The following is a 13,016-nucleotide window of genomic DNA, read 5'->3' as shown; positions in this document are numbered from 1 at the left end:
TAAATAAGAAGGCTTTATTGACTCTACTCAGCACTTATAACTGGCTCATTTAATAACTGCTCATCATTTTTATATACTTCAAGCCAACCAGGTGGCGATGTATCGCAACCAATTACAGTAACGTGTAATACGTAACTATAGCGTCCGTTTTTAAACGTATAACTATGATTACCGCCAGTGCCACTAACAGTCACATCGCCGTTAAATAAAACCATATCTGGCTTGTCCTTTGGCCTTTTATCACTACTCCACACTGCATAACGGTAATTTCTATCACCTAAATCATCAACGCGAATATGGTAGCTAGCCGTTTTCCAATCCAGCACTGGCTCTTCATACGTATTAATACTTGAATGGAGTGATTGCTTGTCTTGTTCAATTAAGCGTTTAGCAAATGCCTGCTCTTTAGATGTTCCGCGATTTATACCGAAAATTTTGCCGTCAGTATCAACCCACATCACGCCGTTATTTAGCATAATGCCGCGCCAACCAACTTTATCCCAATCGGTATTAATATTAGAGCTGCCAATAACGGCAACTAGTTCATCGTCGAACACTTCATCAAAGCGGTTAATAAACTCAGCTTCATTTTTAATGTCGGGCAATGGATATTGCCTTTTTAGAGGGTAGCGAATATGCGCAGCAATCGCAGTTTTATCCTCCGCTTTAAAAGCAGCAATAACAGGTAAAACACTCTCGTGATACTTCTGCTCAAGCGCAAATGTGTTCGATGTGAAAAGTAGGAATAGGCAAAGCAATATGTAATTTAGATACTTCATGAATAGTCCTTTATCTAAAGTAATAGAATAGATTTATAAAGAGATTAAATGTATTAGAGTTTTAGGCAAAGTATATCTAATAACCTAAAAGAATAAATAATTATTGTTTTAAATCAATGGAGTACGAATGTAATCCCACTTAAAGCTTAGCCTTTACTATTTTTTAAAAAGGCAGCAAATTCGTGAGGCGAACTATCATAAAATAGACGTATTATATTTTCTGTTTCATCTTCATTTTTATCTATAAAGATTTTAAAGGTGCTACGCTTAAAGAAGGGCCCTAGAAAGCGCCTTCGGATGGAAGCACTGGCAGAAATGCACCATAATTTTTTTTCTAGGCAACTTATTTGCAATGAAGCCTCATTATCCCCTAAGGATTGAAAAAATAAAATTTTCATGGCGGATTCTGAACTCTCATTCTCCCAAATAAAACCTTTGAAAAAGGTTATAGCTTCACTAATGTTTGGTTGTAATGGAACATCCTGCTCCGCTTCCTCATCATAATACCCACAAAAAATATTTTCCATTAGATATTTTTTCCTTTTAAGTTATAAATTTTCAGCTTAAAGAAGCTAAAAATCACATTAAATAAACCTTATAAACTATACAGCTTATTAATAAATACATAGATTATTAATCCGCATATAAACGAAGCTAGTATATTTGAGTAAATTCGAACGTCATAGCTTTTCATAAAGCGTTCTTTCATTATAGTTATGGGGATTAAAGCTAAGCACAAATAAGCAAACCAAGAAGATACAAATATATCTGCTAATTTAGATTGCATTAAGGGAGCGCTATTGCCATATTTTGCGTTACTTATCGCCTCAAAACTCTCACGATCGAATGCGATGGCAGCTACACCAAATAAAAAAATTATATGAGTAAATAATAAAGCTAAATTTAGCGCTCTTTTAAACAAGCTGATTTCATGAGTTTTAATAATACGCGATCCTTGCATTTTAGCTTCCTGTTCCTAAAAATTGATTTGAAAGGCTAGTCTGACTTGTTTAACCTCAAAGCGAAAATTAAATAACGTTCCTGCGAATAAAACAAGTTTGCTTTTACTTTTTTTGGCTAACCGAGTTTGGGTGCCATGGGCTGAAGTATCATAAAAAAGCACAACGCGAGATCCTATGATAATATTTTATATAAACCAAACTTACTTGGTGCTTTTTAAAATCAATCTAAGACACTTTACTTTTTTAACCTAAACAAAACCTGCTACTTCGTTTTTCATTGTAAAAGATTTGAAGTGAAATCTAGCTTATTTTTTCTTATTGGGGCTCTTGCTGCAGGAGTAGCTATATGTTTAATTTATATACTATATTAGATAGCTAAAAAATTGTAGTTAGTCTAAGAGTTGCCAATAATGCATATGTCGAAGCCGTATAAAGTGTAACCGCGACGTCTTTTTTTTACCTTGTTTAAATGATGATTAAAGAGAATTTAATGAAACACGACAGAGTAACATTAAGTGAAAATATAAAGGGTGTTTTTTTATTTGTTTTATTCTTTATCATCACCTTAGTTTTACCGATTGCATCATATAATGAAGTGGCATTTGTCTTTGAGGCGTTAAATAATCACCCGATGATTTTTAAGGAAAAGAGTTTTGCTCCGAGCTTAATTTTAGGCACGCCAGCATTTGCTATGCTCACTCGGCTAATATTATTAAAAGTAAGAAACACTGAAGTAGAGCCAGAGCTTCTAATTAAATGGTATAAGCTCTGTGGGATTACTTTAATTTTACTATTAGTTTCAGTTCCTACTTATACTTACTTTATTGAAAGTAAAATTAAAAGTGAAGGCTATATTATTTGTAACTCTTACAGTGGCAGCACTAGAGGAGCCCCAGATGTATGGGTTACCTCTCAACACTACTGCATTAAAAAAGGTTACAGAGTCAGCTCAGAAATAATAGATTGGTTAAAACAACAAACGACTGAACCAAAACCAAAAGATGTTATAAAAAAAGTAGATGAGCTACTCGCTAATAGCCCTTGATGATTTTTTAAAATACACACAAAAACGAGCCTCTCTGGGCTCGTTTTCGTTTTAACTGATAGCTGAAAGCTAAAAACTGACCGCTGCTCTTTTACTCTGGCTCATACCCCAAGTTAGGCGATAGCCATCTTTCAGCCTCTTCGAGCGTCATATTAGTTCGCTTGGCGTAATCTTCCACCTGATCTTTTTGCACAGCGGCTACGGCATAATATTTTGCCTCTGGGTGTGAGAAATACCAGCCCGAAACCGCAGCTCCTGGCCACATGGCGTATGAGCTGGTGAGCTGCATGCCAATGCGTTTTTCGGTATCGAGTAACTGCCAAATTTTCTTTTTCTCGGTGTGCTCTGGGCACGCTGGGTAACCCGGCGCAGGGCGAATACCTTGGTAGTTTTCGCGAATTAGCTCATCGTTACTTAAGTTTTCATCGGCTGCGTAACCCCAATACTCTTTACGCACTTGTTCGTGCAAGTATTCTGCAAACGCTTCTGCGAGCCTGTCGGCAACGGCTTTTACCATTATTTTATTGTAGTCGTCTTGCTTGGCATCGAACGCGTCGGCTAGGTCGTCTTCTTCTAAACCACCCGTTACGGCAAACGCACCAAAGTAATCAGGTGTGCCTTTTGGCGCAATGTAGTCAGCCAAACAATAGTTAGCAAAGTCGGTTTTTTCGGTTTGCTGGCGTAAATGGCATGAGGTAGTTAACAGCTCTTTGCGGGTTTCGTCGGTGTAAATTTCTATGTCATCACCCACGCGGTTTGCAGGGAATAAACCAATTACACCTAAAGGTTGCAAAGCACCTGACTTTTCAAGGTCGTCGAGCATGTCGTTAGCGTCTTTAAATAAGCTGCGTGCTTGCTCGCCCACTACTTCGTCATCCATTATGCGCGGGTATTTACCAGCGATTGACCACGTCATAAAGTACGGGGTCCAATCTATGTATTTACGTAAAGTCGCAATTGATACATTTTTAAATTCGGTCACGCCCAGCTTTTTAGGCACCGGTGGCGTGTAATTATCCCAATCAAGCTTGGCTGCGTTATCGCGGGCACGCTGTATGGTAACGGGTTTTGAACGTGGCTTTTTGCGCGCTTGTTGCTCGCGTACTTTTTCGTACTCGGCTTTAGTTTTTTCTAAAAAGGCCGGTTTTAGCTCTTTAGATAATAAGCTTGATACCACGCCCACTGCACGGCTGGCGTTATTTACGTACACTACGCCTTTGTCGTACTGCGGTTCAATTTTAACGGCAGTATGCGCTTTAGAGGTCGTTGCGCCGCCAATCATAAGTGGGAGCTCAAAGCCTCGGCGGGTCATTTCTTTGGCTACGTGTACCATTTCATCAAGCGATGGGGTAATTAAACCCGAAAGGCCGATTATGTCGGCTTTTTCGTCAATCGCGGTTTGCAGTATTTTTTCGGCAGGTACCATTACGCCTAAGTCGATTACTTCGTAGTTATTACATTGCAGTACTACGCCTACAATGTTTTTACCTATGTCGTGCACGTCGCCTTTTACGGTGGCCATAACTACTTTACCGTTAGTGGCACCTTCTTCTTTTTCGGCTTCTATGAATGGGTCTAAGTAGGCCACTGCGCGTTTCATTACGCGGGCCGATTTAACAACTTGCGGTAAAAACATTTTACCTGCACCAAATAAATCCCCTACCACGTTCATGCCATCCATTAATGGCCCTTCAATTACGTGAATAGGTTTATCGGCGGCAGCTCGGCACTCTTCCGTGTCTTCATCTATAAAGGTGGTAATGCCTTTTACAAGGGCGTGCTCTAGGCGTTTTTCAACAGGCCATGTGCGCCACTCTAAATCTTCTACGCGTTCGGCTTGTGCCATACCCGAAAACTTAGGGGCTATTTCTACTAAGCGCTCACCTGCACCGGGGTCAGTGTTAAGAATTACATCTTCTACGGCTTTGCGAAGTTCCTCGGGGATATCGTCGTAAACTGCAAGCTGGCCTGCGTTTACAATACCCATATCCATACCCGCTTTTATCGCGTGGTATAAAAACACCGAGTGAATGGCTTCGCGTACGGGGTTATTACCCCTAAACGAAAACGAGACATTAGACACCCCGCCCGACACTTTACAGTGTGGTAAGTTTTGTTTAATTCGGCGTGTACCTTCAATAAATTCTACGGCGTAGTTGTCGTGCTCTTCTATACCGGTGGCTACGGCAAATATATTGGGGTCGAATATTATATCTTCCGGCGGAAAACCAATCTCTTCGACTAATATTTTGTAGCTGCGCTCACAGATTTCGTATTTGCGGTCTGCGGTGTCGGCTTGGCCGTCGGTATCAAACGCCATAACCACAGCGGCGGCGCCAAAACGTTTAATAATTTTAGCTTGGCGTTTAAACGGCTCCTCCCCTTCTTTAAGCGATATTGAGTTAACGATGGCCTTGCCTTGAATACATTTAAGGCCTGCTTCTATTACTTCCCATTTAGAGGAGTCGACCATAATGGGCACTTTAGAAATATCGGGCTCTGAGGCAATTAAGTTTAAAAACTTAACCATGGCCGCTTTTGAGTCCAACATGGCTTCGTCCATGTTTATATCAATAACTTGGGCGCCGTTTTCTACTTGCTCGCGGGCAACATTCAGGGCGGTCTCGTAATCTTCTTCCATGATTAAGCGTTTAAACATGGCAGAGCCAGTTACGTTGGTACGCTCGCCAACATTGGTAAATACTGCAATTTGCTGGGTCATGTTGGCTCCTAGTTTAAGTTACAGGCTTCAAGGCCTGATAAACGCATGCGAACATCAAGCTCTGGTAATGCGCGAGGTTTTACCCCTTCAAGGCCTTTGGCAAACGCACGAATATGCGCAGGCGTGGTGCCGCAGCAACCACCAACAATATTTATAAAGCCCGATTTGCCCCAGTCTATAATCTCTTTCGCCATGTCCTCTGCTTCTAGGTCGTACTCACCAAATTCGTTAGGTAAACCTGCATTTGGGTGTACTGAAGTAAATGTTTCGCATACGCGCGAAAGCTCTTCTACGTATTGGCGAAGTAAATCGGGGCCTAGGGCGCAGTTAAGGCCTATAGAAAGCGGCTTAATATGGCGAATAGAATTATAAAATGCTTCGGTGGTTTGCCCCGAAAGCGTACGCCCAGAGGCATCGGTAATTGTGCCTGAGATCATTACGGGTAATGTGCGCCCTGCTTGCTCAAACGCTTCTTCTACTGCGAATGAGGCCGCTTTTGCATTTAGCGTGTCGAATATGGTTTCGATAAGTATTAAATCGGCGCCGCCTTCCATTAATGCAAGGGTAGACTCAACATAGGCAGTAACCAGCTTATCAAAGGTAATATTGCGATAACCTGGGTCGTTTACATCTGGCGAAATTGAGCAGGTTTTAGAGGTTGGCCCTAAAACACCCGCTACATAGCGCGGTTTTTCTGGGCTTTTAGCGGTGAACTCGTCACATATTGCGCGTGCGAGTTTTGCCGACTCTAGGTTTACTTCACGGCTTATGCTTGCCATGTCGTAATCTTCCATCGAAATGGTGGTTGAGTTAAAGGTATTGGTTTCAATAATGTCTGCACCGGCGGCTAAAAAGCTGCGGTGTATATCGGCAATTAACTCAGGTTTTGTAAGGCTTAATAAATCGTTATTGCCTTTAATTAGTACGTGCCAGTCTTTAAAGCGTTCGCCTCGGTAGTCTTCTTCTTCAAGCTTGTGAGTTTGGATCATGGTACCCATGGCGCCATCTAAAATTAAAATACGCTCTTTTAATGCAGCGCTTAATTCGCTGTGTTTATTATTGTTTTGCACGTTATTCGGCATAGTTGTTAGTCCTCACATCTTGGCTAACTAAATTAATATCATAAGGTGTAGTTTGGTACACGTAGTAATTTAACCAGTTCGAAAACAGCAAAAAAGCATGGCTTTGCCACGTTTTTGACGGCTTTTTACTTGCATCGTTATCTGGAAAATAGTTTTCGGGTTTTGGCGCATCAGGACTTTTTTGTAAATCGCGCTCGTACTCTGCTTTTAATGTGTCGGCATCGTATTCTGGGTGGCCGGTTATAAACACTTGGCTGCCCGACTTATTTTTCATTAAGTAAGCGCCTACTTTTTCAGAGCCTGCCAGCACGACTATATCGTCGCAGGCATTTATTTTATTTATATCTATGTGGCCATAACGTGAGTGCGGCACTAAAAAGTTGTCGTCAAAGCCACGAGTAAGTGCCCCGTGATCAAAGTAACACTGGTGAGTAAACACGCCACAAAGTTTATCTTCTTTTAAATCGCGTTTTAAATTGTAACGATGATACAGCGCGGCATGCGCCGCCCAGCACGAAAACAGCGTAGAGGTAACGTGCTGCTCTGCCCAATCAATAATCACTTTTAGCTCATCCCAGTACGCAACATCGTCGTATTCAAGGTGTGCGAGTGGCGCCCCTGTAACAATTAACGCATCGTAGTTATTGTCTTTCACTTCTGAAAAATAACGATAAAAGGTATCTAGGTGCTCTTCTGAATTGCTACTGCTGCGGTGCGTATCTAGGCGCAATAACTCTACATTTACTTGCAAAGGAGAATTGGCAAGCAAACGAATAAACTGCACTTCGGTTTCTACTTTATTAGGCATTAAATTTAAAATAGCCAAACGCATAGGACGAATTTCTTGCGTTTTTGCGCGACTTTTTGGCATTACAAACACGTTTTCTTCACGTAAACGGGCAATAGCCGGTAGCTCGTCTTTCACTGTAATTGGCATATTTTTTTACTCCTACTCATAAAAACCGAGAATTTATACGCTCTCATTATGAACAGTATGCTAAAAATATCAACCTCTAGATGTATAGATGTCTAAATGAAATTTATTCATGATTTTATACTTTATCAACCTACAGCCATTAGCGCTTTAAAACCCGCCATTCGTTGACTGTTTCACCCGTGAGCCACTACAATACAACATTGAAATTTTTATTATTATTTGAAGGCTTTCCTCCATGGTTTTACCTGATAAGTTTATATTCTCGATGAGTCGAGTATCTAAAGTTGTGCCACCTAAGCGCACAATTTTAAAAGATATTTCGTTGCACTTTTTCCCAGGCGCTAAAATTGGTGTGCTAGGTTTAAATGGTGCTGGTAAATCTACATTACTTCGCATTATGGCCGGTGTTGATCAAGACTTTGAAGGTGAAGCCCGCCCTCAACCTGGTACTAAAATTGGTTACTTACCGCAAGAGCCTGTGCTGGATGAAAGCAAAACAGTACGCGAAATAGTTGAAGAAGCTGTTGGCGAAGTAAAGCATGCCCTTAACCGCCTTGACGAAGTGTACAACGAGTACGCAATGGAAGACGCTGACTTTGACGCCCTAGCAAAAGAGCAAGGCGAGCTTGAAGCAATCATTCAAGCGCACGATGGCCACAACATCGATAACGTTTTAGAACGCGCTGCTGATGCACTTCGTTTACCTGAGTGGGATGCTAAAATTGAGCACCTTTCAGGTGGTGAGCGCCGCCGTGTTGCTATTTGTCGTTTATTACTCGAAAAGCCAGATATGCTTATTCTCGATGAGCCTACTAACCACTTAGATGCTGAGTCGGTTGCTTGGCTTGAGCGCTTCTTACATGATTACGAAGGCACTGTTGTGGCGGTAACGCATGACCGTTACTTCCTTGATAATGTAGCTGGCTGGATACTAGAGCTTGACCGTGGTGAAGGTATTCCGTGGGAAGGTAACTACTCTTCTTGGCTTGAGCAAAAAGATGCGCGCTTACAACAAGAGCAAAAATCTGAAAAAGCACGTCAAAAATCAATTGCTCAAGAACTTGAGTGGGTACGTTCAAACCCTAAAGGTCGCCAAGCTAAGTCTAAAGCGCGTATGGCGCAGTTTAGCGAGCTACAGCAATCTGATTACCAAAAGCGTAACGAAACTAACGAGCTATTTATTCCACCTGGCCCGCGTTTAGGCGACCAAGTGCTTGAAGTTAATAACTTACGTAAGAGTTTTGGCGATCGCGTATTAATCGACGATTTAAGCTTTAGTATGCCAAAAGGCGCGATTGTGGGCATTATTGGTGCCAATGGCGCGGGTAAATCAACCCTATTTAAAATGCTAAGCGGCGAAGAGCAACCAGATAGCGGCAGCATTAGCGTAGGTGAAACTGTAGAGCTTGCAACGGTTGATCAGTTCCGTGGCAATATGGACGAAAGCAAAACCGTATTCCAAGAAATATCTGACGGACAAGACGTGCTAAAAATTGGTAACTTTGAGTTCCCAAGCCGTGCGTACGTTAGCCGCTTTAACTTTAAAGGTAACGATCAGCAAAAGTTTGTGAAAGACTTATCAGGTGGTGAGCGTAACCGTTTACACCTTGCTAAGCTTTTAAAAGCGGGTGGTAACGTAGTACTACTGGATGAGCCAACCAATGACCTTGATGTTGAAACACTACGCGCCCTTGAGAACGCTATTTTAGAGTTCCCAGGCTGTGTAATGTGTATATCGCATGACCGTTGGTTCCTTGACCGTATTGCAACACACATTTTAGATTACCGCGACGAAGGCCAAATTAACTTCTTTGATGGTAACTACACTGAATACGAAGAGTGGCTTAAAAAGACCTTAGGCGCAGAAGCTGCACAACCTAAGCGTATTAAGTATAAAAAAATTGGTTAATTGTTAACTGATATAACAAACCCTGCATTTATGCGGGGTTTTTTTATGCCATTTTTTATCGCTATGGGCTATTTCCCGCTATGCTTGATTTAAATATTACAATAAAGGCAACTCGTTTTATGGAAAATCGACGTCAGTTCTCGCGTATTCTTTTTTCAACCGCGGCTCAATTAGAATTTGCAGGAGAGAGCTACCCATGCAAATTACTCGATGTATCTTTACATGGCGCACTCATTACTAAATGCGCGGCGTTTAGTGGCACAAAAAATAGCGAAGCCACCTTGCGCTTTACCTTGCCACAAAGCGATATAGAAATAAAAATGGAGGTGTTTATTTGCCACATAGAAGATAAACACATCGGCCTTAATTGCCACCATATAGATATAAACAGCATTACCTATTTAAAACGGTTAGTTGAGCTTAATTTAGCCGATGAACAATTACTTCATCGCGAGCTTGCCTCATTGATTGAATAGCGGCAATAGACTCCCTTAGTTAAGTTTATTACCATAGCGCAAACTTTATTATTGATACGGTTATGCGCCTAAACCCTCACTTACCTTTGGTCTATCACAGTAATTATTCGTTTAGCTTTGACCCTAAGCACCGATTTGTAATGAGTAAATTTGCTCATTTATATGAGCAGGTTAAAGGTTTAGGCATTGCAGGTAATAATTTAGTAGAGCCTATTTTGGGCTCCCCCGAGCCACTTGAACTGGTACACTGCGAAAACTACATTCACGATTTATGGCATAACCGTCTAGACGAAAAAGCCATGCGCCGCATTGGCTTACCTTGGTCGCAACCGCTAATGGACCGCACATTCACCGCCCCACAAGGCACGTTACACACTGCACGCTTAGCATTAAAGCATGGCTTAGCCTGTCATTTAGCAGGCGGTACACACCATGCACATACTGATTTTGGCTCAGGTTTTTGTATGGTGAACGACTTAGCCTTTACCGCGCAAACATTAATACAAAGCGGTGAAGTGACCAACGTGCTCATTTTTGATTTAGACGTACACCAAGGCGATGGCACAGCTGCAATGCTTGCACATCAGCCGTATGCGTATACCTGCTCTATACACTGCGAAAAAAACTTCCCGTTTAGAAAATCCCCCAGCGATTTAGACATAGGCCTTGCTAACAATATGCAAGACGCAGAATACTTAGGCGTTGTGGATGATACGCTGCAGTTTTTACTAAAAGAACTCAACCCCGATTTAGTCCTATACGATGCCGGTGTAGATATTTGGCAAGACGATGGCTTAGGCAAACTAGATATAAGCTGGGACGGCATTAAACAGCGTGACCATTTAGTGTTTAAGCGCTGCCTTGAACATAACACCGCTATTGCCAGTGTTATTGGTGGCGGCTACGACAGAGACCATACGCGTTTAGCGCAGCGCCATGCAATAGTAATTGAGCAGGCTGCTGGTTTTTAACAGAAATATTACCTGTGCGCTTTATACTTTTAACTGGCTTGGGGTTAGCCCTGTCCAACGTTTAAATGCCCGCCTAAAGTTAGGTATATCGTAAAATGCCAAACGCTCAGCAACATGCTCATTGCACTTAGCGCGCAAGGTAAGTAAATAAATGGCTTTATGTTTATTTTGCTCATCAACTAAGCTCGAAAAGCGCATATTATGGCATTTTAGTTTTCGTTTAAACGTGGCTGGGCTCATGGCAAAATACTGGGCGGTTTGCTCTAAACTTGCCTCGTTATAAGTGTGTAGATAGCGCCAAACAGCCTCTATAAAGGTGTATTTTTCGTGTGATTTTACAGCCAATTGAGCGCGTGCTTGCATAAAGCGTAATTCGCTGGCGTACGGGTTAGCTTGGCGAAGTAATGTTTTGCTAATAACCCAACGAGTCGTTGGCTGCTCAAAACGCAGCTTTAAACCTAAATGTTGCTCGTACTGATGAATATGACGCGGTCGCTTAAAGCTAAAGTCGAACTCACATTGCGGATAGTGCGGGCTTAAACGCTTTAATAAACTATAAAACGCAGCACTGTAAATTTCTAAAATGTAGTTATGTAGGTCGTCATCAAGCCCTGTAGCAGCATTTAAAAAAATATAAAATTGCTGATTACTTACATAGTGCTGACTAAAAAACAAAGGGCAAAGCTGTAAATGCGCTCGCTGTATTTGTAACAGTGCCGCCCCTAGTTTAGCGCTGAACAATACACTTTGTGCTGCGCTACTTGAATCGTTAACTAATTGACTACCTAGTAAAAAACCGCTGTCGGGGGTGTTCATTAGGCGTTTAAATTGACTTAGTAATTTAACTTGCTGCTCTAAACTAAAGTAATGCTCAACGCTGAGTAAATCTTGCTCAAAAATCCCGGTGCCGCGTAATAATTTATGTAAGGCAACCCCCCTACTTTGCGCAAGCTCTACAACGGCAGTTATAAGCCCCTGTGCAGTTAAATACTTGTCACTTAAGCTAACATAACTGTTCACTGCTGGTGGCTCTTTGCTGTTTTTGTAGTTGTAGGCCGCTGTGCAATTGTTGCATTAGCATGTGAGCTGTATCACTTTTTTGCGCTTGTATGATGTGGGTAGTTACACACTGAAACTTAGCAAGCCCAGAGCCTTCTACTTTAAAAGCACAATGTTTTAATGCGGCTGTTATTTGCCTAAGAAGCTCTTGGCCTTGCTGCTTTGATGTGGCTGGCATTAGCACCATAAAACAGTCTCCCGCATAACGACATACCACATCGCTTAACCGACAGTTCATTAGTATAAGCTCGCTTATTTCGCGTAGCAGTCGATCCCCTTCGCTAAAACCAAACTCATTATTAAAACTAGCGAAGTCGCGTATATCAATAGCGGCTAATAAAACTGGCTGCGGCGCCTTAAGCTGCGTGTTTAAAACGCTTTGTAAGTATTCGGCTGTATAAACGCCGGTAACGGGGCATACTTTGTCGTGCTCACGTAAATGTGCTTCACGGCGCCTTAGCTGTTTATTTAAAACATATTGTTCTTGGTGCCAATGGTATAAACCTAAACTGGTTAGCAGCATCCCAACGGGGGCTGGCAGTGACTCTATCCAGCTTAGCCACTGCTGCGCAGGTTGCATTAACCATTCATCGAGCAAATCGAGCGTGGCCGAGAACATAAATAAACCAAGCCCAAGCACCAAATAACGAGTAACTTTGCCCGGCGGGCGCGAAATAAGTAAGGCAACAATCCAAGTTAGGGTCATAATCACTATGCCGCCCTCACCAATAATATCGAGCCATTGTATGTGTTGCAGCTCTTTGAGCTCCCCTAAATAGGCACATAAAAATATGGCTAATAACGCCATAGCTATAATACTGTATGTTAAAAGCCGATGGCTAATAAAGGGATTAAAGCGCATAGTTTGTCTTATTTAAATTGCGTATGTATTTATGCTACCCGAAGTGCATTTTTTGTAGCAGGGTCATATTAGCTCAATGATGTGACAGCTAAATGATATGCACTTACTTATAAGCTGCACATGGCCCATTAACGCTATATTGCTTAGGAGTGCGATTAGCTCACACGCCAAGGTAAAGCTTTTAAAACCTTAATAACCTGCTGATCTAAATA

Annotated in this window: 12 protein-coding genes; 4 read left to right on the top strand and 8 right to left on the bottom strand. The window is 41.8% G+C overall.

What is annotated here, in order from left to right; genetic code table 11:
- Window positions 1-23: 23 nt before the first annotated feature.
- The 3 genes from MSC25_RS07215 to MSC25_RS07205 all read right to left on the bottom strand — a co-directional run bounded on the left by MSC25_RS07215 (window position 24) and on the right by MSC25_RS07205 (window position 1,740).
- Window positions 24-779 carry a hypothetical protein gene (locus MSC25_RS07215; protein ID WP_096739988.1) on the bottom strand — a complete coding sequence of 252 codons (756 nt, stop codon included), beginning with the start codon at window positions 777-779 and terminating at the stop codon, window positions 24-26.
- A 146-nt stretch (window positions 780-925) separates the two neighbouring features.
- Window positions 926-1,306, bottom strand: a complete 381-nt coding sequence (locus MSC25_RS07210; RefSeq protein WP_096739989.1) for a hypothetical protein — start codon at window positions 1,304-1,306, stop codon at window positions 926-928.
- 68 nt (window positions 1,307-1,374) lie between these two features.
- On the bottom strand, window positions 1,375-1,740 hold the full coding sequence (locus MSC25_RS07205; protein ID WP_096739990.1) for a hypothetical protein: 366 nt from the start codon (window positions 1,738-1,740) through the stop codon (window positions 1,375-1,377).
- A gap of 491 nt (window positions 1,741-2,231) precedes the next feature.
- Between MSC25_RS07205 and MSC25_RS07200 the strand changes: the two genes are divergently transcribed.
- Window positions 2,232-2,786, top strand: coding sequence for a hypothetical protein (locus MSC25_RS07200; protein WP_055016808.1), 555 nt, complete (start codon window positions 2,232-2,234; stop codon window positions 2,784-2,786).
- Between the two features lie 91 nt (window positions 2,787-2,877).
- On the opposite strand, the gene metH is transcribed toward MSC25_RS07200, so the two are convergent.
- Genes metH through metA form a run of 3 tightly spaced genes read right to left on the bottom strand, consistent with a single transcriptional unit; the run spans window position 2,878 to window position 7,527 of the window.
- Complete coding sequence (gene metH, locus MSC25_RS07195) at window positions 2,878-5,508, bottom strand: methionine synthase (protein ID WP_248442989.1); 2,631 nt, start codon at window positions 5,506-5,508, stop codon at window positions 2,878-2,880.
- Between the two features lie 8 nt (window positions 5,509-5,516).
- A complete protein-coding gene (locus tag MSC25_RS07190; RefSeq protein ID WP_248442988.1) occupies window positions 5,517-6,590 on the bottom strand; it encodes a homocysteine S-methyltransferase family protein in 1,074 nt (357 codons plus the stop codon).
- Entirely contained in the window at window positions 6,580-7,527 is a 948-nt protein-coding gene (gene metA, locus MSC25_RS07185) for a homoserine O-succinyltransferase (protein ID WP_121637124.1), read from the bottom strand. Before metA ends, MSC25_RS07190 begins: the two co-directional genes overlap by 11 nt.
- Before the next feature lie 235 nt (window positions 7,528-7,762).
- Between metA and ettA the strand changes: the two genes are divergently transcribed.
- From ettA to MSC25_RS07170, 3 genes are all read left to right on the top strand, one after another.
- The gene (gene ettA, locus MSC25_RS07180; protein WP_029773845.1) at window positions 7,763-9,436 is read left to right on the top strand and encodes an energy-dependent translational throttle protein EttA; all 1,674 of its coding nucleotides are present in this window, start codon (window positions 7,763-7,765) and stop codon (window positions 9,434-9,436) included.
- Between the two features lie 119 nt (window positions 9,437-9,555).
- The gene (locus tag MSC25_RS07175) at window positions 9,556-9,912 is read left to right on the top strand and encodes a PilZ domain-containing protein (protein ID WP_029773844.1); all 357 of its coding nucleotides are present in this window, start codon (window positions 9,556-9,558) and stop codon (window positions 9,910-9,912) included.
- A gap of 62 nt (window positions 9,913-9,974) precedes the next feature.
- Complete coding sequence (locus MSC25_RS07170; RefSeq protein ID WP_248442986.1) at window positions 9,975-10,883, top strand: histone deacetylase; 909 nt, start codon at window positions 9,975-9,977, stop codon at window positions 10,881-10,883.
- Between the two features lie 21 nt (window positions 10,884-10,904).
- On the opposite strand, the gene MSC25_RS07165 is transcribed toward MSC25_RS07170, so the two are convergent.
- Together MSC25_RS07165 and MSC25_RS07160 are read right to left on the bottom strand one after the other, a co-directional pair.
- Window positions 10,905-11,903 carry an AraC family transcriptional regulator gene (locus MSC25_RS07165; protein WP_055252957.1) on the bottom strand — a complete coding sequence of 333 codons (999 nt, stop codon included), beginning with the start codon at window positions 11,901-11,903 and terminating at the stop codon, window positions 10,905-10,907.
- Window positions 11,887-12,750, bottom strand: a complete 864-nt coding sequence (locus MSC25_RS07160) for a GGDEF domain-containing protein (RefSeq protein ID WP_236695068.1) — start codon at window positions 12,748-12,750, stop codon at window positions 11,887-11,889. Before MSC25_RS07160 ends, MSC25_RS07165 begins: the two co-directional genes overlap by 17 nt.
- Between the last annotated feature and the right edge of the window lie 266 nt (window positions 12,751-13,016).

It is taken from the genome of Pseudoalteromonas sp. 1CM17D (assembly GCF_023161805.1).
Lineage (GTDB): Bacteria > Pseudomonadota > Gammaproteobacteria > Enterobacterales > Alteromonadaceae > Pseudoalteromonas > Pseudoalteromonas atlantica.
The sequence above is the reverse complement of the archived record's forward strand: the minus strand, read 5'-3'. Positions and strand labels throughout refer to the sequence as shown.

Excerpts from the sequence above, each read along its gene's own strand:
- MSC25_RS07215 (WP_096739988.1), bottom strand. The coding sequence starts at position 779 with ATGAAGTATCTAAATTACATATTGCTTTGCCTATTCCTACTTTTCACA.
- MSC25_RS07210 (WP_096739989.1), bottom strand. The coding sequence starts at position 1,306 with ATGGAAAATATTTTTTGTGGGTATTATGATGAGGAAGCGGAGCAGGAT.
- MSC25_RS07205 (WP_096739990.1), bottom strand. The coding sequence starts at position 1,740 with ATGCAAGGATCGCGTATTATTAAAACTCATGAAATCAGCTTGTTTAAA.
- MSC25_RS07200 (WP_055016808.1), top strand. The coding sequence starts at position 2,232 with ATGAAACACGACAGAGTAACATTAAGTGAAAATATAAAGGGTGTTTTT.
- metH (WP_248442989.1), bottom strand. The coding sequence starts at position 5,508 with ATGACCCAGCAAATTGCAGTATTTACCAATGTTGGCGAGCGTACCAAC.
- MSC25_RS07190 (WP_248442988.1), bottom strand. The coding sequence starts at position 6,590 with ATGCCGAATAACGTGCAAAACAATAATAAACACAGCGAATTAAGCGCT.
- metA (WP_121637124.1), bottom strand. The coding sequence starts at position 7,527 with ATGCCAATTACAGTGAAAGACGAGCTACCGGCTATTGCCCGTTTACGT.
- ettA (WP_029773845.1), top strand. The coding sequence starts at position 7,763 with ATGGTTTTACCTGATAAGTTTATATTCTCGATGAGTCGAGTATCTAAA.
- MSC25_RS07175 (WP_029773844.1), top strand. The coding sequence starts at position 9,556 with ATGGAAAATCGACGTCAGTTCTCGCGTATTCTTTTTTCAACCGCGGCT.
- MSC25_RS07170 (WP_248442986.1), top strand. The coding sequence starts at position 9,975 with ATGCGCCTAAACCCTCACTTACCTTTGGTCTATCACAGTAATTATTCG.
- MSC25_RS07160 (WP_236695068.1), bottom strand. The coding sequence starts at position 12,750 with ATGGCGTTATTAGCCATATTTTTATGTGCCTATTTAGGGGAGCTCAAA.